Annotated in this window: 17 protein-coding genes; 3 read left to right on the top strand and 14 right to left on the bottom strand. The window is 57.2% G+C overall.

From position 1 onward, the window contains the following. Positions 1-72: 72 nt before the first annotated feature. From WEB54_RS06480 to recC, 8 genes are all read right to left on the bottom strand, one after another. Positions 73-1,173, bottom strand: a complete 1,101-nt coding sequence (locus tag WEB54_RS06480) for a hypothetical protein (protein WP_368054342.1) — start codon at positions 1,171-1,173, stop codon at positions 73-75. A gap of 11 nt (positions 1,174-1,184) precedes the next feature. Continuing rightward, positions 1,185-2,354: a DUF262 domain-containing protein gene (locus WEB54_RS06475; RefSeq protein WP_368054340.1), complete on the bottom strand. Its 1,170-nt coding sequence runs from the start codon at positions 2,352-2,354 to the stop codon at positions 1,185-1,187. A 60-nt stretch (positions 2,355-2,414) separates the two neighbouring features. Then, entirely contained in the window at positions 2,415-4,340 is a 1,926-nt protein-coding gene (gene recD / locus WEB54_RS06470; RefSeq protein ID WP_368054338.1) for an exodeoxyribonuclease V subunit alpha, read from the bottom strand. After that, a complete protein-coding gene (gene recB, locus WEB54_RS06465; RefSeq protein WP_368054336.1) occupies positions 4,337-7,843 on the bottom strand; it encodes an exodeoxyribonuclease V subunit beta in 3,507 nt (1,168 codons plus the stop codon). Before recB ends, recD begins: the two co-directional genes overlap by 4 nt. A gap of 354 nt (positions 7,844-8,197) precedes the next feature. Beyond that, complete coding sequence (locus WEB54_RS06460) at positions 8,198-8,683, bottom strand: VOC family protein (protein WP_368054334.1); 486 nt, start codon at positions 8,681-8,683, stop codon at positions 8,198-8,200. Positions 8,684-8,854: 171 nt separating this feature from the next. Then, positions 8,855-10,078, bottom strand: coding sequence for a type II toxin-antitoxin system HipA family toxin (locus WEB54_RS06455; protein WP_368054332.1), 1,224 nt, complete (start codon positions 10,076-10,078; stop codon positions 8,855-8,857). After that, entirely contained in the window at positions 10,078-10,332 is a 255-nt protein-coding gene (locus WEB54_RS06450) for a multiprotein-bridging factor 1 family protein (RefSeq protein WP_368054330.1), read from the bottom strand. The genes WEB54_RS06455 and WEB54_RS06450 overlap by 1 nt, the downstream gene beginning before the upstream one ends. Before the next feature lie 70 nt (positions 10,333-10,402). Next, a complete protein-coding gene (gene recC / locus WEB54_RS06445) occupies positions 10,403-13,741 on the bottom strand; it encodes an exodeoxyribonuclease V subunit gamma (RefSeq protein WP_368054328.1) in 3,339 nt (1,112 codons plus the stop codon). A 275-nt stretch (positions 13,742-14,016) separates the two neighbouring features. On the opposite strand from recC, the gene WEB54_RS06440 reads away from it, so the two are divergent. Then, the gene (locus tag WEB54_RS06440; protein ID WP_368054326.1) at positions 14,017-14,823 is read left to right on the top strand and encodes a TatD family hydrolase; all 807 of its coding nucleotides are present in this window, start codon (positions 14,017-14,019) and stop codon (positions 14,821-14,823) included. A gap of 128 nt (positions 14,824-14,951) precedes the next feature. On the opposite strand, the gene WEB54_RS06435 is transcribed toward WEB54_RS06440, so the two are convergent. The 6 genes from WEB54_RS06435 to WEB54_RS06410 all read right to left on the bottom strand — a co-directional run bounded on the left by WEB54_RS06435 (position 14,952) and on the right by WEB54_RS06410 (position 21,559). After that, positions 14,952-15,680, bottom strand: a complete 729-nt coding sequence (locus tag WEB54_RS06435) for a 16S rRNA (uracil(1498)-N(3))-methyltransferase (protein ID WP_368054325.1) — start codon at positions 15,678-15,680, stop codon at positions 14,952-14,954. Positions 15,681-15,696: 16 nt separating this feature from the next. Next, positions 15,697-16,641, bottom strand: a complete 945-nt coding sequence (gene argC, locus WEB54_RS06430; RefSeq protein WP_368054324.1) for an N-acetyl-gamma-glutamyl-phosphate reductase — start codon at positions 16,639-16,641, stop codon at positions 15,697-15,699. A gap of 46 nt (positions 16,642-16,687) precedes the next feature. Further along, positions 16,688-17,518 (bottom strand): methylenetetrahydrofolate reductase [NAD(P)H], encoded by an 831-nt coding sequence (gene metF, locus WEB54_RS06425; protein ID WP_368054322.1) that lies wholly within the window; start codon positions 17,516-17,518, stop codon positions 16,688-16,690. Between the two features lie 407 nt (positions 17,519-17,925). Next, positions 17,926-19,326, bottom strand: coding sequence for an adenosylhomocysteinase (ahcY, locus tag WEB54_RS06420; protein WP_368053399.1), 1,401 nt, complete (start codon positions 19,324-19,326; stop codon positions 17,926-17,928). A gap of 61 nt (positions 19,327-19,387) precedes the next feature. Continuing rightward, the gene (gene metK, locus WEB54_RS06415; RefSeq protein ID WP_368053397.1) at positions 19,388-20,542 is read right to left on the bottom strand and encodes a methionine adenosyltransferase; all 1,155 of its coding nucleotides are present in this window, start codon (positions 20,540-20,542) and stop codon (positions 19,388-19,390) included. A 12-nt stretch (positions 20,543-20,554) separates the two neighbouring features. Further along, entirely contained in the window at positions 20,555-21,559 is a 1,005-nt protein-coding gene (locus WEB54_RS06410; protein ID WP_368053395.1) for a metalloregulator ArsR/SmtB family transcription factor, read from the bottom strand. 253 nt (positions 21,560-21,812) lie between these two features. Between WEB54_RS06410 and tkt the strand changes: the two genes are divergently transcribed. Together tkt and WEB54_RS06400 are read left to right on the top strand one after the other, a co-directional pair. Further along, positions 21,813-23,804 (top strand): transketolase, encoded by a 1,992-nt coding sequence (gene tkt / locus WEB54_RS06405; RefSeq protein ID WP_368054319.1) that lies wholly within the window; start codon positions 21,813-21,815, stop codon positions 23,802-23,804. A 424-nt stretch (positions 23,805-24,228) separates the two neighbouring features. Beyond that, on the top strand, positions 24,229-25,230 hold the full coding sequence (locus WEB54_RS06400) for a BMP family protein (protein WP_368053391.1): 1,002 nt from the start codon (positions 24,229-24,231) through the stop codon (positions 25,228-25,230). Positions 25,231-25,390 lie beyond the last annotated feature (160 nt).

Genomic DNA, 25,390 nt, shown 5'->3' with positions numbered 1-25,390 from the left:
GAGTAGAGGTGACTAAGTTGGGGGGAGTCAAGGGGCTGATTTATTGGCGCTTACATTTGTTCAATCACTTTCTTATGAGGACGGCACTTTATAAGTTGCAAGTATGTCAGAAAGTACTTCCAGTAAGGTCGAGATAAGCTCCTCAAGTGTACTATTTCCACTCTCAGGAAAGTCACGGTATTGATGGAATATGAAGTTTCTAAGGTTATAAAAATATCCTTGAAAGTTATGTTCAGTATCTCTATTTATTAACCCTAGAAGTTGATTACATTGCAGTTTTAAATCATCCATTCTATCGGAACGCATTGAGTACTTATAAACAAGTAGCTCCATTCTCTTCTTTTCCGATGAGTAATTTTGAATTTTCCCCAGTACTTCTTTGCTTTTACCAGTATCGTATCTACAATTATTTAGCTCAGCTATAAGTTTGTCTTGTTCATTTTTGAATATGTCGTCAATTAAAAGTTCAAAGACTTGGTATATTAGAAAAAATTGGAATACAGGCTTTTTCTCAAATGCTACTGAGCTGTTCAATAGCTCACTAATTAGCTCATAGCCATTTATTTCTTTCGATAGTAGATCTACATAGAATTTGCCATTGTTGTCTTTGCTTTTTATTTCTAATTTAATGTCATCTGGGTTAAATTGTCCTAGCTTTATGTACCCACGTTTTACTAAAGATGGGGATGCTCTATCAATGTCAAAAACATGTGTATCATCTAAAGTTTCATTGCTAATTATCAAAATCGCTGTTGATTCATGAAGTAAATCCGTTATGGTAAAATCATCTTGGTCAGAGTCGAGATGATTCCTAAATATTTGTTCATCGGTGGACTGCAAAATTTCCTTAATCGCTGCGAAAGCATATTTTAGGAAATGCTGATTTGTGGAATAGTCGTGATCAGTGGAGTTTAGAGAAATTGCTGGAATTAACCAGCCAACACGCTTCTTGCTAGGTGTATTGAGAAAGACTTGAAATATCTCATTTTCGATAATGTTCTTTTTGGCTAAAAAGTGTATATCAAATTCTTTGTTGTCAAATGATGGGTCAAGCTCTAACGGGCTCTTGAAATTTATTCTAGAACCATTGTTTTCTAAAATAAATTCATTGTCTTTAAACTCAGAATAACTGTATGTAGTATTGATCCCATTTCTGAATAAGTTTACAGCCACGCTTTAACCCCTTACATGTTCTGTGCTTGGTATTTTCTTAAAGCTGATTTGCTCGCTTCAACTGGGTTTTTGAACGTGTCTGCATCAGGGTTTAGTAAGTCTCTAAAGAAGAATGTAAAGTAATTTCGCTGTGCATTGCCTATTTTTTTACTATTATTTTTAAGCCAGAGCAATGCATTGTTAACCTCCTCAAGAAATTCATTGCTATCCGTAATTACTAAACTACTAGATATGGTTGAAACGTCATCAATTTGCTTAAGAGCTTCAAAATCAATGAGCTTTCCAAGGGCTGCACCATAGCCAGAAATAGCTTGTGGTTTCTTGAAAACTTGCGTTGCGTTTTTTCCAAATGGAGTGCCATTTTCCTTTTCGTAGTCTTCAGATATAGAGGCGTCACCGCATAGTTCGACTAATTTTTTGATAACAGAATGGAGTGAAGTAAGGTACTTTTCGAAAAGTTCAGAGCTTTGGTTTTCACGAGAAAGTTTTTCAAGGCTATTTATGTTTTCTAAAATATTTGCTTTATCAATGGGGAGTTCATCTCTATCAAGATAGGCGTTGAAGCCTTCGACGACATCTTTAAAATTATACTGATCAATGTTTTTAGCCATTTTGCCATCCGACTCTTTGATCAGTTCTATACCTTCAGTGGGTTTTGATAGGTAGTCTAAGTACAACATTTCGATTTGTTGTCTGAGTGACATGGGGGTTTGCCCTGTATTGAGCGTTAGCATTCTGTACAGAATTCCAAGTCTATTAAGTCCCACGTAAATCTCTATTCTCAATTTCGAGGATAGCATTCTTTCCAGTGTTATTTCATCATTATTTCCACGCAAATCGGCTAGTAGATCAAAAATTGTGTAAGTTCTCTGAAGGCCATCTAATATAACTAAGTGATCCTTTTGTTCTGATATTTTTTTTATAAATTCTTCTTCGTTAGACTGGATGGCATCTGATATTTCAGTTGTTAATGCCAAAACTATTGGGGGTATAACGCATTGCTTTAGTATGTCTTCTCTTAATAGTGCATATACGGTTTTTGATGATCGCACTCTCTTTCGTTGAAATTCATTGTTTGCTATTACTTCTTTTACAAGCTTCTCATATTCACCGATCGATAATTCAATTAATATGTTAGTCGCATTTATTCTGGCGTCAAAAAGATTAGAGGATATTTTCATCTTAAACCTGCTGATTCTGATGTATTGAAATTAGGTTACTACAGAAATATCTGTGGTCAATTAAATAAGTCTAGTTCTAAGCCCGGAAAACCTTTCCACTCTCTTAGCCACCCCCTCACACCAAACCCCCTCATTCCCAACAACAAACAATTCCCGCTTAGCCCGCGTCAATCCGGTATACACCAACTCCCGGCTCAACAACCCCATCGCCTGTTCAGGCAACACAATCGCCACTCGCTCAAACTCTGACCCCTGGGTCTTGTGAATCGTCATCGCATACACCGTCTCGAACCGGGGCAAGCGCCCGGGTGCCAGTGGGCGGTAGTCGTTGTCGCCGGTCTGGAACCAGGCCATCGGGTGGCCGGTGGTTTCGTCGGGCCAGATGAGGCCTATGTCGCCGTTGTAGAGGCCTATGCCGTAGTGGTTTTCGGTGATCATGATTGGCTGGCCCTTGAAGAAGGGGGCTCGGGTTGGGTTCAGGGTTTTGAGTATCCGTTCGTTCAGGGCTTCTACGCCCAGTGGGCCTACCCGGGCCGGGCAGAGTAGGCGGAATTGGAACAGGGCGTCGAAGGCGGCGGTTTTGTCGGCGGCGCTGGCGATGGGGCGGTACCAGTGGTCTACCCAGTGGCTGATCTGTTGTTGGGCTTTGTCGGCCGGTATCCAGGCCAGGTCTTCTGCGTCGCTTTTCAGGGTGGCGAGGCTGGCTTCGGCTTCGCCATTGATGACCTGGGCGGCCAGGCGGCCGATGCCGCTGTGTTGGCCGAAGCGGCGGCTGTGGGTGAGGAAAGTTAAAAAGTTTGGAGCTGTGAGATTCGAGCTGTGAGCTGCGAGCTGCGAGCTTTGAGTAGGAACCTTTAAACCCAGGGCTTTTAGGGCTTTGGTTCTTTCCTGGCTGTAGCCCGGGTGGGGGCGTTGGGCCAGGTCGGCTAGTACGCTGCCGGCGGCTACGCTCGGTAGCTGGTCGGCGTCGCCGAGCAGGATGACTTTGCAGTGTTCCGGCAGGGCGCGGAACAGGCGGGTCATCATCGGCAGGTCGACCATGGAGACTTCGTCGACCAGCAGTACGTCGCAGTCGAGCGGGTTGCGCTGGTTGTGGCGGAAGTCGAGTTGGTTGGGAATGACGCCGAGTAAGCGGTGCAAGGTTGTCGCTTCGTCGGGAATGCTGTTCAGGGCGAGCAGGTCGATGCGGCCAGCGAGGTCGCTTTTCGCTTCGCGGATGGATTCAGCCAGGCGCTGGGCAGCTTTGCCGGTTGGGGCGGCCATGCGAATGCTCAGGTCGTGCGGGCTGGTCATCGCCAGCAGGGCGAGCAGGCGGGTGACGGTGTAGGTTTTGCCGGTGCCGGGGCCGCCGGCGATGATGTTGAAGCCGTTGAACAGGGCGTTGGCGGCGGCGATGGCTTGCCAGTCGGTTTGTTTTTCGGAGTTTTGCTCGCCGGGTTCGGCCAGAGCCGGGAACAGGGTGTGCAGGGCGCTTTTGGTGGCTTTGGTGTCAACTTGAGCTGCGTCTGAATCGGCTTGCATGCGCTGGCGCAGGTAGCCGGCCAGTTCCTGTTCGAATTGCCAGTAGCGGCGCAGGTAGAGGCGGTCGCCGTCGAGCACGATGGGGGCGTTGTCGTCGGGGCCGATGGGCAGTTGGTTCAGGTGGTTTAGCCAGTCTGCCAGGGCCGGGAAGGTGTAGCCGGGTTTGTCGTCGTTGTGCCATTCGGTGCGGCCGGCCCAGGCGGGCAGGTAGAGGCAGCTGTGGCCCTGTTGCAGGGTGTGGCTGGCGCCGGCGATGCTGTGGAATAGCCAGTGTTCGTGGCAGTTTAGCCAGTCGCAGAGTTGGGCGGCGAGGTAGAGGTCGAGGTCGGTTGTGTTGGCCAGGCCCTGGCGCGCGGTTTGTAGCAGTGGTTGGGATGTTTCCTGTCGCCCGGGGGACTGGCCTCCCACATTGAGAGAGTTACCCGGTTGGTTTGGAGTTTGCCCATTGGTTGGTTCGGTGGTCATGCTGGGGTCTCCGTGCCGGTGAAGAGGGTGTCGAGGGCGTGCAGGGCGTCGAGGTCCGGGTTGCGGTGATAGATGCCGGTGGTCTGGCCTTCGGTCATGCCGCGCAGGTAGAGGTATTGGGTGCCGCCGAGGTGTTTGGCCGGGTCGTAATCCGGCAGGCGGGTGCGCAGGTAGCGGTGCAGGGCCAGGGTGTAGAGCAGGTATTGCAGGTCGTAGAAGCTGCTGCGCACGCTCTCGGTCAGGGCGCTGTCGTTGTAGTGGTTCAGGCGGTCGCCGAGCCAGGTGGATTTGTAGTCGACTACGTAATAGCGCCCCTGCCACTGGTAAATCAAGTCGATAAAGCCGTGCATCATACCTTTCAGGCGCTTGGGTTCGGGCAGGCTGACGAAGGCGTCGCTGGCCTCGCCGCTGCTGCGCTGGCGGTGTTGCCCCAGTATGCGCGCCAGGCCCTGACCTTTGCTTGCCATCGGGAAATAGAAGGCGGCTTCGCGCCGGGTCTGGGCCATGGGCAGGTCGGCGAGGCGGGCGCCGCCGGGCAGTTCGGTGTTGAGCAGGTCGCGCAGCCAGGCGGTTAGGGCCGGGCGCAGGGTGCTCGGTTGCTGGCGGCCTTGTGCGTCTGCGCTGGTGCTAGCGGGTGCGGCGCCTACCTGCAGCAGGGCCGGGTAGCGTTGTTCGGCCCAGGCGATCTCGCTGCTGAAATCAGGCTGTTGGAAGTCGAGCCGTTCGAGCAGGTCGTGCAGCAGGTTGCCGGCTTCGGCGCCGCGGGGCAGGCGGAAGCGCAGCGGTTTGTCTTCGGGGGCCTGGCTTGGTTGTTCGGGTTCGTCCTGGTCGCGGTCTGGTGTGGCCAGGCCGCCGTGGCGGGCGTTGCGGGTCAGCGCCGAGAAGGAGCTGAGCCACCAGTCGCGTTCAATGCGGCCACGGAACACGGCGGCGTGCGCGGGTGTGGCCTGAGCCCGGGTTGGGGCCGGGGCGTCTGGCAGTGGGGTGTCGGCCAGGTTCAGTACGGCGCCGTTGCCCTGGTGGGCGAAGTCGTCGAGTTGGGCGCTCAGTGCGCTAAAGGTTTTACTGCCCAGGCAGCGTGCCAGGGGTGAGCGTTCCAGTTCCCGGAATTCGGCGGCCATCAGATAGAGGCGGCGCTGGGCGCGGGTGGCGGCGACGTACAGCAGGCGGATGTCTTCGGCGGCCTGTTCTTCGTCGTACCAGTCGCGTTCGGTGTCGCTCGGGTTCATGGCGAGCACGGCGTCGAAGGTTTGCCGGTCGTGGTAGCGAATCAGCATCGGCGGTTGCTTGGGTTTGCTGCGCCCGTAGCTGACGAAGGGCAGGAACACGATGGGGTATTCCAGCCCCTTGGCGCCGTGCTGGGTGATCACCTGGATCAGGTTGGCGTCGCTTTCCAGCCGCAACTGGGCGATGTTGGCGAGGGTGTCGTCCTGCCGCGCCTGGTCGAACCAGTGCAGCAGTTCCCACGGCTGGCGGTGTTGTTGGCTAGCCTGTTGCAGCAGCTCGAGCAGGTGCAGGCTGTTGGTGAGGGTGCGTTCGTGGCGCTGCGGGTGCGGGCGCACGTGGCGCTGGAAGAGGTGCAGGGCCATGCTCATCAGGCCCTGGCTGAACCAGCGTTCGCGCAGTTCGGTGACTTCGAACAGGGTCTCGGCCCAGGCGTGTTCGTCTTGTTGCAGTTGGAACAGGCGGTCGGTGTCGTAGCCGAACCAGGGCGTGGCGAGCGCGGCGATTAAAGCGCGGTCGTTTTCGAGGTTGAGGATGCCGTTCAGGGCGCGGGCCAGGGTGTCGGCTTCCGGGCTTTGCAGTACGTTGTCGCGCGCGCTCAGGTAGACCGAGGCGAGTTGGTGTTCGCGCAGGGCGCTTTGCAGCACCTCGGCTTCGGTTTTGCTGCGCACCAGCACGGCGATGTCGCCGGGTTGCACCGGCTTGTCGTCGAGCCGGGCCTCGGCCAGCAGGCGACGGATCTCCCGGGCGGCCCAGTCGGCCAGGGTGTCCATGGCGGCGCGGCTGTAGCCTTTGGGTTCGTCTTCGGTGGCGGGCAGCAGGCACCATTGCACGGCGCCGCGCTCGGCCGGGTCGGTTATGTCGGGCATGTCGGTTCGCCCGGCTTTGACCGGTACGTAGTCGATGCCGAAACCGAACACCTTGCCGGATTCGCCGGTGTGCACCTTGCCGCTGGCATCGAGCGGGTGCGCGCCGTAAAACAGCCGGTTGTAGCCCTGCACCACGGCCGGGTGGGAGCGGAAGTTGGTGTCCATGTGCCAGCGCTGGTCGGCGTCGGTGCGGGCTTTCAGGTAGGCGAAGACGTCGCCGCCGCGAAAGCCGTAAATCGCCTGTTTCGGGTCGCCGATCATGCACAGCAGGTTCTGGCTGCCTTTGGGGTAGAGCGCATCGAGAATGGCGTACTGGTCCGGGTCGGTATCCTGAAATTCATCGACCAGGGCGACCGGGAATTGCTCGGCGAGCTTGGCAGCAAGCGCTGGCCCGGCATCAACGTCTTGCAGGCGCTGGCGGAGCTGGATGATCAGGTCGTTGAAGTCGAGCTGGTCGAGCCGGTCTTTGCTGGCGTGCAAATGTGCCCGGGCGAAGGTGATGCCCTGCCAGGCCCACCAGGCTTTTTGCTCGCGCTCCATGCCGGCCAGTTGCTGCGCCAGGGCTTGCAGGTGCGGCATGGCGGCTTCTTTTTTGGCGGTGCTGAAGGCGTCTTTACTGAATTTGCCGGTGAATACGTCGGGCACGGCGCCGGGCCAGAGTTGGCGGCTGAGCTCGGTCAGTTCATCGAGTCTGGCCTGCCATTCGGCGGTGCTGGCGTCGCCCCGGCGGGGTTTAACGTTCAGGGTGTAGAACGCCTCGGCCTCTTCCGCCCAGTGCTGGCAGAAGGCGTTCCATTCGGCTTGCGGGTCGGTCAGCTTCGGTTCGGCGACGGTCTCGCTGCCGCCGATGGTGCGGCCCCATTCAGCGGCAAAGTCGTCCGGTGTGGCCCAGAAGCGTTGCAGGTGTTCAAAGCCATCGCCCCGCGCTTCGCGCCGGAACCAGTCCTGCAGGGCTTCCAGAATCAGGGCGCTGCTGTCGGCTTCCATCTCGGCGTGAAAGCTGATGCCGCTGGCGAAGGCCTGCTGGGTGAGGGCGCGTTTGCAGAAGCCGTGAATGGTGTATACGGCCGCTTCGTCGAGGTTGAGCAGGGCGTTGTGCAGCAGGGCGCGGGCTTTGGGGGCCTCGATGCGGTTGGCGAGTTCGGTGAAGAACGGCTCGTTAATTTCGCCCCAGTGGTCGTGTGCTTCACGAATCAGTTGGCCGAGGCGGCCTTTCAGTTCGGCGGTGGCGGCCTTGGTGAAGGTCATCACCAGTATCTGTTCAACGCTGAGCTGTTGCTCCAGCAGCAGGCGCAGGTAAAGCCGGGTGATGTTGTACGTCTTGCCGGTGCCGGCGCTGGCTTCAATGAGCTGGCGGCCGTGCAGGGGCAGCGTCTCGGCTTTGAGTTCCTTCAGGGCGTGGTCCGACATCTGTGTTTTGGGTTACCGGGAGCGTTTAGGGCATTCTGGCAAGGTGGCGGTGGCTGTGCAAATGAATTGGTGGTTGGTTTGGCTACAGTGCCATGAGTCCGTGTCAGGCACCGGGCATGCCTTTCCGGGGTCGGCGTGAACCCGTCCATGGGGCCTAGACCGTAGCATCCATGCTACGGACTACCCCGGAAAGGCATGCCCGGCACCTGACACTTGGTTTGGTGGCTTCATATGTCTTCTCTGTTCATCCTTTGCAGGTCGCTCAAGGTGGGTAGGACGATGGCTTTAGTGGTCAGTTCGAGCTCCAGAGCGGCCAGTACCCGGGCCATTTTGTCGTGGCCTATTTCTGAAGGTTCAGCCGCGACAAGCCGCTTCGATCGTGGCGATGTCGATCTTCTTCATCTCCATCATCGCTTCGAAGGCGCGTTTGGCGATGGCCGGGTCGGGGTTGGTGAAAGCTTTTGTCATTGCGACCGGTGTTATCTGCCACGACACCCCCCACTTATCCTTGCACCACCCGCACATGCTCTCCTGCCCGCCATTATCGACAATGGCATTCCAGTAGCGATCCGTCTCGGCCTGGTCGTTGGTGGCCACCTGAAACGAAAAGGCCTCGCTGTGTGTGAATGTGGACCCACCGTTCAGCCCGAGGCACGGGATGCCCATGACGGTGAAGTCCACGGTCAGGACGTCTCCCGCTTTCCCGGATGGATTGTCCGCCGGAGCACGATGCACCGCCTGGACTGACGAATCCGGAAAGGTCTCGGCGTAAAACCGGGCCGACTCTTCGGCACCGCCGTCGTACCAGAGGCAAATCGTGTTTTTGGCGGGTGTGTTCATGGTGTGTCTCCTTGGCGTGGTTTTTGAGGGCATTCCGGCGCAGCTTTACTGCACCCGAATGGCGACAGGACGTCAGCGGTTTGATTCCGCCGCATCTCTTATCGGGTAGTCGCACCGGCTGCTGAAAAATCGACAAAGGGATGCAAAAAAATCCTTTTAACCTGCAACTGCTTAGCTATCGACTTTGTTCAGGTAGTGCTCAATATCTCTGGCACTGGTCAGAAAAATCGCTTCCATGGCTGTCCCCACTTCGGAAAAGCTGGGGTGGGTTTGGCGGTATTGATGAATGAGCTGTGCCTGCTGCTGCAGGCTTTTGCCAGTGGTTTTCAGCGCGTTGCGAATCTCGGAGTGCGATAGGCTGCATGAGGCGCGGCCGAAGGCGACCAGATAGCTTAGCGGCCACCAGACTTTGCGTCCCGCCAGGGTTAGGGCCGGTACGTCCTGGCTCAGGTAGGGCACTGTTGAGACGATGTCGTAGGTGGGCGCTAGTCTGCGTTCGCCAAAGGGCTGGTCGTAGACGATGCCGAAGTTTTTTAAATGGGCATCGCCATTGCGGACCGCCCAGGAGACCAGGACCGACAGGAACAAGGCGTGCAATCCTTTTTTGCGATGAGCCAGCGAAAGGAACGCGACAAGGGATTTAGACAGTTGCTCATAGCTGCCGCTGTATTTCTCTTCGGGTGACCGGCCTTGCAGCACGCAGCCGTCTTCAAAACCCAGCCATTGGCCGCTGCCGGTTCGGTCGAAGCGTTTCATGATGAATAGTTGGCCATCGGCGGATAGATTGAAATCGGGAACTGGCAGGCCAACCGCTTTGGCCAGGCTCATGCAAAAATATTCGTTGGCGGCCAGTTCCGGGAAATCGTCGCCCCAGCTTTTTACGATGAAGCCGCCGGTTTTGAGGGTGGTTCGCTCAGCCGCCAGGGCTGGCACTATAACCTTGGGTTGAACTCCAGAAACACCGGAACGCAGTGCGTATTTTTCAACCAACTCCTCAAATAACCCGCTGTTGCCGGAGTTTAGTAGTTCGTTGAGTGACTCGCCCTTGTACTGAGTGGCATCGTCAGCCTTATCCGGATCGACGATGGCAACTCGGCCGACCTGGAACCGGCCCAGGGCGGTGAGCAGGGTGAGGTCTCCGGGGCCATACAGTTTGGCGATGGTCTTTTTCAAAATGTCACCGAGATACCCTTCGGGCAGGTTTTGTGCAAAAACCGGATGCAGGCCGTGGTACAAGTAGGCATCCCTCTGCACGGGCATGGTAACCGACACGGCATTGTCGGCCGCGGTGCCCGTGTTATAGAGAAATACGGAGGGGTCCGGTCTTGCAGGGCTGGTCAATTCACCCACGGCGTTGTCATCGACCGTCACACGAGCCCGGTGTCGAGTTGCCATTACTGGCCCTCCCGATTCTGGCGTTGAAGGTCGTTAAGCGTTGGCAGGCCCTGAACTGCCTGGGCGGTTAGTTCGAACCCCAGCACCGCTAGCACCCGTTCCAGCTTGGCATACCCCATTTCTGGAAGGCGCTCGTTTTCCAGCTTCGACAGAGTGGTACGGTCGACACCGGCTAGCTCAGCCAGGGACTGTATGGACAGGCCTGCTGCCTTGCGTTCTTTTCGGATAAACAGGCCGAGATCGCTGAGTAACATGTGAATATACACCACGTTTTTGTCTAATCAGCGACTATTGTAGCGTATATTCACGAAACAGGCGTGTTTGTTATTCCTTTTCTACTTGCAGGGTTTCCTGCGCCCGGTGTTCGAACAGGGGCGCATAGAGTGCCGTTACTCCTTCGAATAGTGCATCGTGCTCCGGCTGTTCGGGCCAGAACCAGGCCATGTAGGGGTCGTCGCTGAGGCCGTTGCTGAACCAGCCGTCGCCGAACCAGGCTTTGTCGTAGTCGGCTGGGGTGTATTCCCGGCGTTCGCGAGGTTTGGTCATTTCCAGGGCGATGTCGGTGTGCCAGGGCAGGGGTTCGCACTGGCCACGGCGCCAGAAGGCGAGCCAGTGGCTGAGTTCGGTTCGGGCGGTGTCGGCCGTCATCGGGGCGAAGTTAATCGCGTAGACTTCGTCTTTTTTGCGCTCGCGGAAGACCCCCAGGGTGATCGTTTCCGATTGGGTGTTGGCGAGGAGGTGGTGCAGCCAGAGGCGCAGGTGGTCTTTGCCTTTGGCATCGGCCAGCCGCCAAAACAGCAGTTCGCCGCCGGGCAGGCGCGGTAATTGAGCGCTTACTTTTATTGCGTTGTCGAATTCGCGTTCGACTGGTTCGTGCTCAAGCTGGGCGGCACCGAGCGATAGTAAGTGCTCGCTGAAGGCGTCGGCCTGGGCTTGCCAGTCGGCGAGGGTGTCGTCGACCAGGGGGTTGTCGGGCAGGCGGCCGGAGAGGCGGGCTTTGGTCAGTTGGGTTGGTGCGTCGGGCAGGGTGGCGTCGAAGCGGGTGGCGATCAGTTCCTGCTGCAGCTGGTAGCGGTCTAGGTGGTTGGCGGCGAAGGGTTCGGCGTCGGCCAGGTCGGGGGTGTCTTCGAAGCCGAGGAAGAGGCCGAGCCGCTGGCGGGCGAAGGCGCGGGCCGGGTGTTCGGCGAAGCTGACCAGTTGTTCGATGGTGAGGGTGTCGGGCCAGTCCGGTTCTGCCAGCACGGGCGTGTTGTTCGGGTTAGCCAGCGGTTGGCCGAGGCGCAGCCAGCGGCTGTCGAAGCTGGGCCAGGGGTTGGCCGGTTCCGTGTTGCCGGGCTCTGTGGTTTTTGGATCGGGTTCTGATAGATAGTTCTCGGCGGCGAACGGTTGCAGTGGCAGGGCGTTGATGCCGGTGTTTGTGCGCCAGCCGGTGGCGCCCTCGAGGTAGGCGAACAGTTCGGTCAGCACTAGCGAGGGCTGGCGTTCGGTGTTGGTGTTTACATCCCGGCCCTGGTAGCTGAGGTAAAGGGCGTTTCTTGCCGAGAGCAGGGCTTCGAGGAAGAGGTAGCGGTCGTCGCCCCGGCGTGAGCGGTCGCCCAGTCGAGGCGTGTCGTTGGCCATTAAATCGAACCCGAGCGGCGGGCGCTGGCGCGGGAAGTCGCCGTCGTTCAGGCCCAGAATGGCCAGCACTTTAAAGGGCACCGAGCGCATCGGCACCATGGAGCAGACGGTGATTTGCCCGGTCATGAACTGGCGGCCGGTGCGGGCGGGGCTGGCGAACATCTGTTGCAGGGCGTGGCGCACCACGGCCAGCGGCAGGGTGCCGGTGAAGCCGGCCTGCTGGCTGTGTTCGCTGAGTTCGCGCAGGGCGTCGCGCAGGTCGTCGTGGGCGGCTTCGAAGCTGGCGCCGGTGGCGAACAGGGCCAGGCGCAGCCGGTCTTGCAGGAAGCTTTGCCAGTCGCTGGCGGTGCGTGGCCGGTGCAGGTCGGCGGCCAGGTGTTTCAGGGTGTGGACGAAGGCGGCGAGCTTGCCGAGTAATTGGGCATCGCTGCCCTCGACGTTGGGCAGCAGCAGGCGCTGGTTGAGCACGGTGTCGGTATCGCCCCAGGCGAAGCCGACCAGTAAGCGTTCCAGGCCTTGTTGCCAGCTGTAGTTGTCATTAAAGCTGTCATTGAAATTGTGGTTGGTGTTGTCGTTGCCAGCCTCTGATTCACCCTGAATGAACTGGCGTTTGTGCTGGTTGTCGAGCCCCCAGTGCACACAGGCGGCGTTGAGCCAGCGGGCGAGCGGGTCGAGGTCGTCCTGGGCCAGGCCGAATTGCTGTTGAATGGCCGGCACGCGCAGCCAGCCGATAACCTGGGTGACCTGGAAGCGGGCGTCCGGCAGGGTCAGCAGGTCGAGAAAGGCGGCGACGGTGGGGTCGGCGTCTTTTAAATTTCGGTCGGCGATGGAACAGGGCAGCGGTGGTACGTCTTCGCCGATGTCGTCGAAGCGGCGGGCGAACACGGCTTCAACGAAGGGGGCGTAGTCTTCGACGTTGGGGCACATCACCAGTACGTCTTTTGGGGTCAGGGTCGGGTCGGCATTGAACTGGTGCAGCAGCCAGTCGTGCAGGCCCTGCACTTCGCGCAGGGCGCTGTGGGCGCTGCGGACGCAGAGTGAGTGGTCGCTTAGGTCGGTGGGTTGCTCGCGGCCGTCGCGCAGTTTTAACAGGTCCCGTTGCAGTTGGCTGAGCAGGGTGTCGCCTTGGGGTTCAACAAAGACAGGGGTTTCGATGTCGGCCCGGTCGCTGAGCAGGTTGACGAACGCCTGGCCCTGTTTGCCCAGGTTGCCGATCAGTGGGTTGCCGACATCAATAGCCAGGTCGTCCGCGTCGTTGCCTTTTAACACCCAGTCGGCACGCTTTCGGGCGGCTTGCTTTTCACTGGTGGTTTCGCCCCAGTAGTCGTCGCTGGGGTTGAGGTGAAACAGGTGGATGTCCATGCCTGCCCGGTCCGACAGGGCTTTCAGAAAATCTAGCCAGAGCGGGGCCAGGCTGTTGATGCCGAAGATGAACAGCCGTTCGGGCAGTGGCTCGGCCGGGGTGTCGAGCTGCTGCATGGCGCGCTTGAGCAGGGCGAGCGGGTGGTTGGGCTCGTTGCGGACCAGCTCGCGCCAGAGCCGGGCTTGCCAGTGGTCGTCCTGCCCAGCTTCCCAGCGGTCTATCCAGTCGGGCCGGTACATTAAATATTGCTCGTACAAATCGGCCAGTTGTTCGGCCAGTTGGAACCGGCGCAGCGGCTGTTGGCGGCCCGACTGGTTTTGCCAGTAGCGGGTGGGTTCGGCGAACGCGGGTTCGGTGGTAATGGCAGACTGACCGAGCAGATCGTGCAGGCGCCAGACGAGTACTTCGCGACGATAGGGTGATTGTTCCGGCACTTGTTTTGCGCCTAGCACCTGACGAATCAGCGTCCACATCTGTTGCACCGGCAGCGGGAACTCCAGGTTCATACTGATCTGGCGTGTCGGGTGGTCGGCAAGCTTCATGTTCAGCCAGTGCGCCATGCCCTGATGCTGCACCAGAATGGTGTCTGGCTGCAGTGGGTTATCGACCGGCAGTGCCAGCAGGGTGGCGAGCGGGTCGATCAGGGTGTCGAGTTGGTTGCCGGGCAGAACGTGAAACATGAAGCAGGCTCATCGGGTTTCGAGCCAGTGTAACAAGGTGGTGGGGATTGTAGGAGGCTTGGTTGTGAGGTTGGTTTTACGCCCCAAAATTGTCGACAGGCTCCGATAAATTAATCGCATTGTGTGCGGGGTTTGGGTACGACTGATGAGTGGGAGGCCGGCATAGCGACCGTAAGGAGCCACCGTTCGCCCGTGGTCGGTTGTGGGTTGGCGTTACGGTGTTCGGATCATTACACTGGCCACCCATATTCTTTGCCTGACCGTTGAGACCCCTGATGAGCCGAAACAAGCGTGATATACCGGTGTTTGACCACCCGATCATCGAAACCCACTGCCATCTTGATTACCTGAAGGATGAAGCTCTGGTCGAGGTGCTGGCCCAGGCGCGAGCAGTGGGCATTGAGCGCGTGGTAACCATTGCGGTGTCGCCGGACAATTTGGCCCGCGTGCGGGAGCTGCGTGACCTCGACCCGATGATTCATGCCACCCAGGGCGTGCACCCGCACGATGCGGAAGCCTACACCGCTGAGACGGCCGCAGAGCTGCGCGCCCATGGGCGCGATGAGCGGATTGTGGCCATTGGCGAAATCGGGCTCGATTATTACTACGATCATGCCGATCGTGAGGTTCAGCGTCGGGTGTTTGCCGAGCAGTTGGCCATCGCGGCCGAGCTGGATCAGCCGGTTGTTATTCACACCCGGGAAGCGGATGCCGATACTCAGGCTATTTTAAAAGAGTTTGCGCCCAGTCTGGCGAAGAAGGGCGTTATCCACAGCTTTACCTCGGGCCTGGAACTGGGCAAATTTTGTCTCGAACAGGGTTTTATGCTGGGGTTTAACGGCATTATTACGTTTAACAAAGCGGATAATGTTCGCGAGATGCTGTCGGCTACGCCCATGGAGCAACTGGTCGTCGAAACCGATGCTCCCTTCCTGACACCGGCGCCTTATCGGGGCCGCGAAAATGCGCCCAAGTATCTGCCGTTTATCATTGAGAAAATCGCGGATGTGAAACAGGTGCCGGTCGCAGAGGTGCTGCGCCAAAGCTATGCCAACGCGCGACGGCTGTTTGCCTTTCAGTAGAATGTTAGTTGAGTGGCACCCACCGCTCGCATCGTGCAGCTGCCAGTACTTAAATTCCAAACATTGGTTTGACCAAGTGGGGTTTAGCTATGACGCAAGGCGTCGATGTTCAGACCACACGCCAAAGGTTACGACAAGTCGCCCCAGCGGTGCTGCAGAATGGCCAGCATGGCCAGAGGTGCGGTTTCCGTTCTGAGAATGCGCTGCCCCAGTTGCCAGCTTTGAAAACCCTGTTGCTGCGCATGGGCCACTTCATCGTCCGTTAAACCGCCTTCGGGGCCGACCAGAAACGCCACTGACGCCGGGGCGCTGGCAGGCCAGGCCGGACGTTGGGCAGCGGTATGCAGCACCAGTTTGAGCGGTTGCTGCCGGGCGCTGGCCCAGTCGTGCAAAGACTGAATGGGGTTCAATATCGGCAGGGTATCCTGGCCACATTGTTCGCAGGCGCTGGTGATTACACCCCGCCAGTGTTGCTGTTTTTTGTCTTGTCGGTCGACTTTCAGACGTAGGTCGCAGCGTTCGCTGGTCAGCGGGGTGATCTCGCTGACACCGAGTTCTGTGGCTTTTTGTAAGGCAATGTCCATGCGGTCGCCTTTGGACATCACCAGGCCCAGATGCGTTGCCAGCGGTGAGGGTGGTACTGAATCAAGCTGTTTGTCGAGGCTGATTGATGCACTGCGTTTTGAGACACCGGTAAGCTGGGCGGCAAAACGTTCACCCCGACCATTGAACACTTCAACCGGTGCGCCATCACCCAGGCGCAATACGCGCACCAGGTGGCCATGGGCACTCTCTGGCAGCGTCAGCCGGGTGCCCGGGCCATCGGCTTCGGGCAGGTAGATTCGGGAGATTCTCATCGATTATGTTGGCGTTTTATAGCAGGCCTGTGGTTTCGTCGAGCCCCAGACGCAGGTTCATGTTTTGTACGGCGGCGCCGGATGCGCCTTTGCCCAGGTTGTCGAGCCGCGCCATCAGCATGATCAGGCCATTATCAGCGGCGTAAACGAACAGTTCGACCCGGTTGGTACCGTTGCAGGCGGTCGGTTTCAGGAAGCCGTCTTCAAGTTGGGACTGGTCGTTTAACGGGAACAGATGCACAAATGGTTCGCCGCCATACGTAGCCGCCAGGCGTTCATGCAGGGCCGTGGCCGGCCCCCCCAGCAAACGTGCATGGAGCGGCACCTGAACGATCATGCCCTGCTCGAAATTACCGACGGTGGGTACGAATACCGGTGGAAACTGGAAGCCCGGAATGCGCTGCATTTCTGGCAGGTGTTTGTGCATCAGGTCGAGGTTCTTGGGCCGGGCGGCGATGTCTTCGAGGTCGGCACCGCTGCGGCTCTGGTAGTCGGCGATCATGGCTTTGCCGCCGCCGCTGTAGCCGGTGATGGCGTGCACCGCGAGTGGGTAGTCTTTGGGAATCAGATCGGCATCGACCAGCGGTTTGGTCAGCAGTGTCATGCCCGTGGGGTAACAGCCCGGGTTGGCAATGCGGTTGCTGTTGAGCAGCCGTTCGCGCTGGCCAGGCAGTTCCGGCACGCCGTATACCCAATCCGGTGAGACCCGATGGGCGCTGGAGGCGTCGATGATGATGGTATTGGGGTTGGTGACCAGGCCTACCGCTTCACGCGCGGCGTCATCCGGCAGGCACAGAAACACCACATCGGCTTCGTTCAGGCATTCGTCGCGCAGCAGGGCATCGCGGCGCTGGTCCAGCGGAATAGTCAGCAGGTCGACCTCAGGATGGGCCTCCAGCCGCTGTTGAATCTGCAGGCCGGTGGTGCCGTACTGACCATCGATGAATACCTTGTGTGCCATGCGAGACTCTTGTGCTGTGGGGCGGATGCCAAGGGTACTATTCGGCTTACAACTGATCAAGAATAGCCAGTGACGGCTCCGAACGGTTCATGGTGTAAAAATGCAGGGCCGGTGCACCGGCATTGATCAGCTCACGGCACAAACTGCTAACCACTTCCAGACCAATCGCCTGAATGCGTGCGCTGTCATCACCGCAGGCTTCCAGTTGTTTGCGTAACCAGCGGGGAACGTCGGCACCGCAAGAATCGGAGAAACGGATCAGGTTCGACACCTGGGTGATCGGCATAATGCCGGGCACAATATCGATGTCGCATTTGCGTTTGCGCACTTCACTGACGAAATGAACATAGGCGTCAACGCTAAAAAAATACTGGGTGATGGCGGTATGGGCACCGGCGTTGGCTTTCGCCACGAAGTTGTCAACGTCACGATCGTAGTTCGGGGCTTGCGGGTGCATTTCCGGGTAGGCTGCGACTTCCAGCTTGAAGGTGTCGTTGTAGCGCTCGCGAATAAAACGCACCAGATCTGAGGCGTAGCGGAAATCACCTCCGGTGCCGCCCATGCCGGACGGCAAGTCACCACGCAAGGCGACGATTCGGCTGATGCCAGCGTTTTGATAACGATCCAGCAGTTCGATCAGGGTGGCTTCGGTAGCACCGATGCACGACAAGTGCGGTGCCGTCGGCACGCCGCGGCTGTTCAGTTCGATCACCGTGCTTATCGTGCGTTCCTGAGTGGAACCACCGGCACCGTAAGTAACCGAGAAAAATTCGGGATCGACCGCTTTCAATTCACTGTGAACCGTCAGCAGTTTTTCATAGCCAGCATCAGTTTTAGGAGGGAAAAACTCGAAGCTGACAGGAACGGAATGAGACATGAGTTTTGATCTCTGGTTAGTGTCGGAATGACCAGTCATGCTGACTGGTCATTCCTGTTGAGGAGCCAGGAGTCCGTTCCAGCCACCGGGTAGGTCTATCCGGGGTCGGCGTGAACCCGTCCATGGGGCCTAGACCGCAGCATCCATGCTGCGGACTACCCCGGATAGACCTACCCGGCAACTGGAACTCAACTGGGGGCGCCTCAAATAGTTGCTTAATACCCCAAGTTTCAGCGTTTGCCTAAGTGACTAGCAGCGGGTGCCGGATGTGCCCCTGTGGGGTAGTCCGCAACATGGATGTTGCGGCCTAGGCTCCATGGAAGGATCTACGCCGACCCCACAGGGGCACACCCGGTATCCGCTGCGGGTTAGTGCCTCAATGGCCAACCCAAACGCCAAAACCGAACTCAGTATTTGTAGTCGTTTGGTTTGAAGGGGCCTTCTACCGGTACCCGGATGTACTTGGCCTGTTGCTCGGTCAGGGTGGTGATGACACCGCCGAAACCGCGCACCATTTCTGCCGCTACTTCTTCGTCGAGCTTCTTCGGCAGAATTTTCACATACAGCTTTTCGGTTTTCTGATCGGCTGGCAGGTCGGCAAATTTCTGCTCGAACAGGTACATCTGTGCCAGTACCTGGTTGGCGAAAGAGCCGTCCATGATGCGGCTGGGGTGACCGGTGGCGTTGCCAAGGTTAACCAGACGGCCTTCAGACAGCAGGATCAAATAGTCATCGGCGTCGTCGGAGCGGAAGATCTGGTGGACCTGCGGCTTAATTTCATCCCAGCGCCAGTTTTTACGCATGTAGACGGTGTCGATTTCGTTGTCGAAGTGACCGATGTTGCTGACCACCGCGCCATTTTTCAATGCTTTGAGCATGTTGGCATCGCAGACATTGGTGTTGCCGGTGGTGGTCACGATCAGGTCAGTAGCGCCGAGCAATTCTTTGTTGATGTTGGCTTCGGTGCCGTCGTTGATGCCGTTTTTGTAGGGCGAGACGACTTCGAAACCATCCATGCAGGCTTGCATCGCGCAGATCGGATCGATCTCGGTGACTCTTACAATCATGCCTTCCTGACGCAGCGACGCAGCGGAACCCTTGCCCACGTCCCCGTAGCCGATGACCAGCGCTTTCTTGCCGGCCAACAAGTGGTCGGTGGCGCGTTTGATCGCGTCGTTCAGTGAGTGGCGGCAGCCGTATTTGTTGTCGTTTTTCGACTTGGTGACGGCGTCGTTAACGTTGATCGCCGGTACTTTCAGGGTGCCTTCTTCCAGCATTTCCAGCAGACGATGCACACCGGTGGTGGTCTCTTCAGAGATGCCGTGAATGTCGTTCAGCAGTTGCGGGTATTTGCCGTGAACCATCTCGGTCAGGTCACCGCCGTCGTCGAGAATCAGGTTGGCATTCCAGACGTCGCTGCCGTCTTTTTCGGCCAGAATGGTCTGCTCGATGCACCACAGGAACTCTTCTTCGGTTTCGCCTTTCCAGGCAAAGACCGGAATGCCAGCAGCAGCGATGGCCGCGGCGGCGTGATCCTGAGTCGAGAAAATGTTGCAAGACGACCAGCGCACGTCGGCACCCAGTTCGATCAGGGTTTCGATCAGCACGGCGGTCTGAATGGTCATGTGAATGCAGCCCATGATGCGCGCACCCTTGAGCGGCTGGTCGGCCTTGTACTTGTTGCGCAGGGCCATCAGCGCTGGCATTTCACGTTCGGCAATGTTGATTTCTTTGCGGCCATAGGCGGCCAGCGAGATGTCAGCGACTTTATAGTCGCTGAAGTTATCCAAATTCACGGCGGTGGTCATAGTAGTCTCCTAAAAAAGTTTTTAGCTGCGAGTCTTGAGCTAACAGCTAACAGCTCGTAGCTTAAAGCTTAGCCCCTGCTTTCAATGCGTCTGCTTTGTCGGTCGCTTCCCAGCTGAAGCCTTCGCGGCCAAAGTGGCCATAGGCTGCCGTGGGGCGATAGATCGGGCGCAGCAGATCGAGCATTTCAATGATGCCGCGCGGGCGCAGATCGAAATGTTCGCGTACCAGATCGCTAATCAATGCTTCATCGACTTTGTTGGTGCCGAAGGTGTTGATCGAAATCGACGTCGGTTCAGATACGCCGATCGCATAGGAAATCTGAATTTCGCACTTGTCGGCCAGGCCAGCAGCAACGATGTTTTTCGCGACATAGCGACCGGCATAGGCAGCTGAACGGTCGACCTTGGACGGGTCTTTGCCAGAGAAAGCACCACCACCGTGGCGGGCCATGCCGCCGTAGGTATCAACGATGATCTTGCGGCCGGTGAGGCCACAGTCGCCCACCGGGCCACCGATCACGAAGTTACCGGTCGGGTTGATGTGGTAGCGCGTATCGGCGTGCAACCATTCGGCAGGCAGTACCGGCTTGATGATGTGGTCCATCACCGCCTCGCGCAGATCGTCCAGGCTGATTTCCGGGTTGTGCTGGGTCGACAGTACAACGGCATCGACAGCGACCGGGCGACCATTTTCATAACGCAGTGTCACCTGGGATTTGGCATCCGGACGCAACCAGGGCAGTACACCGTTTTTACGCAGCTTGGCCTGGTGTTCAACCAGACGGTGGCTGTAGTAAATCGGGGCGGGCATGTAGGAATCGGTTTCGTTGGTGGCGTAGCCGAACATCAGGCCCTGGTCACCGGCGCCCTGGTCTTTGTCGTTTGCTTCGTCGACACCCATGGCGATATCGGACGATTGCTTGCCGATGGCGTTCAGGACGGCGCAGGAAGCGCCGTCGAAACCGACGTCGGAACTGTCGTAGCCGATGTCGAGAATGACGCCGCGGACGATGTCTTCCAGATCAACATAGGTGTCGGTCCGGACTTCACCGGCAATGATCGCCATGCCGGTCTTGACCATGGTCTCGACGGCAACGCGGGCGTTTTTGTCTTCGGTCAGAATGGCATCCAGGACGGCATCGGATATCTGGTCGGCCATTTTATCCGGATGGCCTTCAGAGACCGATTCAGAGGTAAAGAGGCTGTACTCGCTCATGGGCTGTGTTCCTCAGTTCAGCGACGTGAGTGGGTGTCCAGCAGCGGCATTTGCCTCGCTGGTATCAGTAAAAAGCGGTGTTTGCGGCGGCTTTCGGTAGACCTGGGTCTGCACCTGAAAACCGTTGCGCAGGGCCAGAAAGCGCCCTTGTTCGTGATCCAGCCCGGCCGCTTCGGCCCACTGGTGTAATTCTTCAGGCTCGAAGCCGAGCCACTGGTCGCCACACTGATGATGCGCCCATTCCTGATCGTGACGGCACAGGTCGGTGATCACCAGCAGCGCTCCCGGTGCCATCAGATGGGTACAATTTACGACTTCCTGTCCCGGTGCCGGTACATGGTGCAGTACCATGTTATAGACCACGACATCGAATTGTTCGTCATCGGCCATCAGACTTTCGGTATCGCCTTCGCGCAGTTCAACATGGCGCAGTTGACGCGCTGGTATGCGCGCCTGTTCCAGCATCGCTGCCGAAATATCAATACCAACGACCTGGCTGAAACGTTCGTTCAGGGCCGTCAGGAACTCGCCTTTGCCGGGCCCGACTTCAAGCACCCTGCGGTGGGTCTGTTGGCGGCAACTGTCGAGCAGCTGCAATGTTTCCGGTCCGTACTGGTGAAACAGCGCAATGCGTTCCTGATGCAGTTCAAACTCGTCGGCGTGGTTAGCAAAGAAGGCCTGGGCAGCATTTAGTCGGGCAGCCCGAATGTCGGCGAGTTTACGTTGTAAATCCTCTGGCAGTTCATACTGGTCGAGCTCGCGAAACAGCTGCTGCTGAATCGACAGCTGATCGCCCAATGAACGCCGGTAATAAATGCTGTTGCCTTCCCGCCGGCTTTCTACCCAGCCCGCCTTACTCAAAATTTTCAGATGATGGCTCATACCGGATTGGCGAACGTCGAGCAGATCGCTCAGTTCAAGCACGCCGAAAGCCCCGTGGCCCAGCGCTTGCAGCACGGTCAGACGGGTTGGGTCGCCAATGGCTTTAAAGAAAGACGGTACAAGGTCAAGTTTCATGGCGGCAAGACTAGCAGTGGCCTCCAGCTTTCTCAATAACTATATCAATATATTTTGATATAGATTCTATTCTAACAGTCCCTGCGCAACAATCAGTGACGAACAGAGGTTCTTCTGTAATAATTCGCGACTTAAATTATATGTGGAGCGTCAGACGCTTTGCCCCCATCCGTTATTTTTGGGACAATTCACGCCCTTTCCCGCTTACCCGGGTGTTAGCCGCTCCCGAAAATCAACAGCCGAGGACTTTTCGATGCCGTCACGTAGTGAACTTGCCAATGCCATCCGTGCCCTGAGTATGGATGCCGTGCAGAAAGCCAAATCCGGACATCCGGGCATGCCCATGGGCATGGCCGATATTGCCCAGGTGCTGTGGTGCGACCACCTCAAGCACAACCCGACCAACCCAAAATGGGTTGATCGTGACCGCTTTATTCTGTCTAACGGCCACGGCTCAATGTTGCAATATTCATTGTTGCACCTGGCCGGCTACGATCTGGGCATCGAAGATCTGAAGCAGTTCCGCCAGCTGCATTCGCGCACGCCGGGTCACCCGGAATACGGCTATACCCCGGGTGTTGAAACCACAACTGGCCCTCTGGGTCAGGGCCTGGCCAACGCCGTCGGCTTTGCCATGGCAGAAAGAACCCTGGCGGCGCAGTTCAATCGCAAAGGTCACACCATTGTTGACCACAACACTTACGTCTTCCTCGGTGACGGCTGTCTGATGGAAGGGGTATCGCATGAAGTATCTTCACTGGCGGGCACGCTGGGTCTGGGCAAACTGATCGCGTTTTATGACGACAACGGCATTTCGATTGACGGCGAAGTAGCTGGCTGGTTCACCGATGACACCGTTAAACGCTTTGAAGCGTATGGCTGGCAGGTGATTCCACGGGTAAACGGGCATGACCCGGAAGAAATTCAGCAAGCGATTGAAACCGCACGGCAAAACACAGATCAGCCAACGCTGATCTGCTGCAAGACCATCATTGGTTTCGGCTCTCCGAACAAAGAAGGCAAGGAATCCAGCCACGGTGCGCCGCTGGGTGACGATGAAATCGTGCTGGCTCGCAAAAAGCTGGGTTGGGCCCACGGTTCGTTCGAAGTACCTCAAGACATCTACGACGCCTGGGATGCCCGGGGTAAGGGCCGCAAGGCCGAGTCGGAGTGGGATGATCGCTTCGCCGAATACAAAGCGGCTTATCCGGACCTGGCGGCTGAGTTTGAGCGCCGCATGAGCGGCACACTGCCTGCCGATTTCGACAAAATTGCGAATGACTATATAGCGAGCGTCAACGAGAAGTCTGAAACCATTGCCAGCCGTAAAGCCTCGCAGAATGCCATCGAAGCGCTGGCCCCGAGTCTGCCGGAACTGCTGGGCGGTTCTGCGGATCTGGCTGGCTCCAACCTGACGTTGTGGAGCGGAGCCCGTGGCATCAGCCAGGCGGAGCCGGACGGCAACTACTGCTTCTACGGCGTGCGTGAATTCGGCATGACCGCCATTATGAATGGCCTGGTCCTGCACGGCGGCTTCCGCCCCTACGGCGCGACCTTCCTGATTTTCATGGAATATGCTCGCAATGCGGTGCGCATGTCGGCACTGATGAAGCAGCCGCTGATTCACGTCTACACCCACGATTCCATTGGCCTGGGCGAAGACGGCCCAACCCACCAGCCGGTTGAGCAATTGTCATCACTGCGGCTGACCCCGAACCTGGATACCTGGCGCCCGGCCGATGCGGTAGAAAGCGCGGTGGCCTGGAAGTCGGCCATTCAAAGCAGCGACCGGCCGAGTGCGCTGGTGTTCTCCCGTCAGGGGCTGGCGCACCAAAAACGGTCAGCGCAGCAACTGGCTGACATCGAACGGGGCGGCTATGTGCTGAAAGACAGCAATGGCACCCCGGCGGCGGTATTGATCGCCACCGGCTCTGAAGTCGGCCTGGCGGTTGAAGCCGCCGACGCGCTGGAGGCGAAAGGCGTGGCGACGCGCGTCGTATCGATGCCCTGCACCGAGCGCTTTGATGCTCAGGATGCGGACTACCGGAATGCCGTGCTGCCACAGGGCATCAAGCGGTTTGCGGTGGAAGCCAGCGTGGCGGATTACTGGTACAAGTACGTAGGTCTCGACGGTGCTGTACTGGGCATGACCAGCTTTGGTGAATCGGCCCCAGCTGGCGACCTTTACGCCCATTTCGGTATAACTTCTGACTCATTGGTCAACTTGGTACAATCCTCGCTTTAATAATCCCGCCGAAGCCAAAGGGCCAGCCGATGGGCTGGCCTTTTTTTCGAAGAAAGTCTAAAAAGTATTTGGATCACAGCATGTGGCTGGCCGTCCTGTCGGTCGGTCACTCTTAATATGGAAGAGATATGGCTCAGCTACGGAAGACGTCATTGACGGTCGTATCCGGGTGCATGACTATGCTTCGAACAACCAGTGTCCGGTGCCTTGTCCATTCGCGATAGATGAATCCAGGATGAATCAGCTGTGATTCTGACGATGTAACGACGAAGTGGCTGTGTATAATGCAACAGTTTGTTGCAAACGAGCTTTGTGGGGTTGACCAAACGGTCAGCTTTGCCTAGAGTGCTTTCAATGGTCCCTTGAAGGGTCCGTTGGGCGTATGCAAAACAACCATAACATTAACGCTGAAAGGGGATTCACCATGAAACCAATGCTGAAATCGGCTGCTGCAGCTGTGCTGTCCTTTTCTGCTGCCATCGCCGCAGCGGAAGATTTCCAACCTGCGGTCGTTTACGACACAGCAGGGAAGTTCGACAAATCTTTTAACGAAGCTGTTTATCGCAACGGTGCCGAAAAATTCACCATGGATAAAGGCATTGCCGTCCGTGAATTTGAACCACAGAACGAAGAACAGCGTGAGCAGGGTTTGCGTCGTCTGGCCGATCGCGGCTTCAGCCCGATCGTTGCGGTAGGTTTCAACTACTCATCGTCCGTTGAAAAAGTAGCGGCTGAGTATCCTGACGTTCAGTTCTCCATTATCGATTCTGTCGTCGATCTGCCCAACGTTCAGTCCATCGTCTTTGCCGAGCATCAGGGTTCTTTCCTGGTTGGCGCATTGGCCGCCATGGCTTCTGAAACCGATGCCGTTGGCTTCGTCGGTGGTATGGATATCCCTCTGATTCGCAAGTTCGCCTGTGGCTATCAGCAAGGCGCCAAGTATGTAAACAGCGATATCGAATACTTTGAGAACATGACCGGCTCAACCCCTGCGGCGTTTAACGACCCGGCGCGCGGTTCTGAACTGGCCAAGTCACAAATCTCCCAGGGTGCGGATGTGATTTTCGCAGCCGCGGGTGGCACCGGCATCGGTGTTTATCAGGCCGCCGCTGACGAAGGCGTTTACGCCATCGGCGTCGACTCCAATCAGAACTACCTGCAGCCTGGCACCATGCTGACTTCCATGGTCAAGCGTGTGGGCGTTGCCGCCTATGCCTCCTGGGAAGAAGCCCAGGCCGGTGAATGGGAAGGCGGTATCAAGGTTCTGGATCTGGGTGCCGGCGGCGTTGACTGGGCGCTGGACGAGTTCAACGAAGACCTGATCACCGAAGAGATGCAGTCTCGTATGGCGCAGATCCGGGCTGATATCGTGGACGGTACCATCAACGTTCACGATTACACCGCGACCAGCAGCTGCGACATCTGATCTTAATGTGATCCTTTGCGGCCGGAGACCGGGGTTAAGCCCAGGCTCCGGCCGACGTTTTATTAACTCAAGTTTCGGCGTTTACAATAGGTTAGCGACGGGTGGCGGGGCTGCTTTTGCGGGGGTATCTGAGGCATGGATGCCGAAGTTAAGCCTACAT

It is taken from the genome of Saccharospirillum sp. (genome assembly GCF_040881935.1).
Classification (GTDB): domain Bacteria; phylum Pseudomonadota; class Gammaproteobacteria; order Pseudomonadales; family Natronospirillaceae; genus Saccharospirillum.
The sequence above is the reverse complement of the archived record's forward strand: the minus strand, read 5'-3'. Positions and strand labels throughout refer to the sequence as shown.

What these genes read in the sequence shown, in the direction of transcription:
- WEB54_RS06460 (WP_368054334.1), bottom strand. Translation starts at nt 8,683, where the DNA reads ATGAACACACCCGCCAAAAACACGATTTGCCTCTGGTACGACGGCGGT.
- tkt (WP_368054319.1), top strand. Translation starts at nt 21,813, where the DNA reads ATGCCGTCACGTAGTGAACTTGCCAATGCCATCCGTGCCCTGAGTATG.
- argC (WP_368054324.1), bottom strand. Translation starts at nt 16,641, where the DNA reads ATGGCACACAAGGTATTCATCGATGGTCAGTACGGCACCACCGGCCTG.
- recD (WP_368054338.1), bottom strand. Translation starts at nt 4,340, where the DNA reads ATGACCACCGAACCAACCAATGGGCAAACTCCAAACCAACCGGGTAAC.
- WEB54_RS06475 (WP_368054340.1), bottom strand. Translation starts at nt 2,354, where the DNA reads ATGAAAATATCCTCTAATCTTTTTGACGCCAGAATAAATGCGACTAAC.
- recB (WP_368054336.1), bottom strand. Translation starts at nt 7,843, where the DNA reads ATGTCGGACCACGCCCTGAAGGAACTCAAAGCCGAGACGCTGCCCCTG.
- metF (WP_368054322.1), bottom strand. Translation starts at nt 17,518, where the DNA reads ATGTCTCATTCCGTTCCTGTCAGCTTCGAGTTTTTCCCTCCTAAAACT.
- metK (WP_368053397.1), bottom strand. Translation starts at nt 20,542, where the DNA reads ATGAGCGAGTACAGCCTCTTTACCTCTGAATCGGTCTCTGAAGGCCAT.
- WEB54_RS06440 (WP_368054326.1), top strand. Translation starts at nt 14,017, where the DNA reads ATGAGCCGAAACAAGCGTGATATACCGGTGTTTGACCACCCGATCATC.
- WEB54_RS06410 (WP_368053395.1), bottom strand. Translation starts at nt 21,559, where the DNA reads ATGAAACTTGACCTTGTACCGTCTTTCTTTAAAGCCATTGGCGACCCA.
- WEB54_RS06455 (WP_368054332.1), bottom strand. Translation starts at nt 10,078, where the DNA reads ATGGCAACTCGACACCGGGCTCGTGTGACGGTCGATGACAACGCCGTG.
- WEB54_RS06450 (WP_368054330.1), bottom strand. Translation starts at nt 10,332, where the DNA reads ATGTTACTCAGCGATCTCGGCCTGTTTATCCGAAAAGAACGCAAGGCA.
- WEB54_RS06435 (WP_368054325.1), bottom strand. Translation starts at nt 15,680, where the DNA reads ATGAGAATCTCCCGAATCTACCTGCCCGAAGCCGATGGCCCGGGCACC.
- ahcY (WP_368053399.1), bottom strand. Translation starts at nt 19,326, where the DNA reads ATGACCACCGCCGTGAATTTGGATAACTTCAGCGACTATAAAGTCGCT.
- WEB54_RS06400 (WP_368053391.1), top strand. Translation starts at nt 24,229, where the DNA reads ATGAAACCAATGCTGAAATCGGCTGCTGCAGCTGTGCTGTCCTTTTCT.
- recC (WP_368054328.1), bottom strand. Translation starts at nt 13,741, where the DNA reads ATGTTTCACGTTCTGCCCGGCAACCAACTCGACACCCTGATCGACCCG.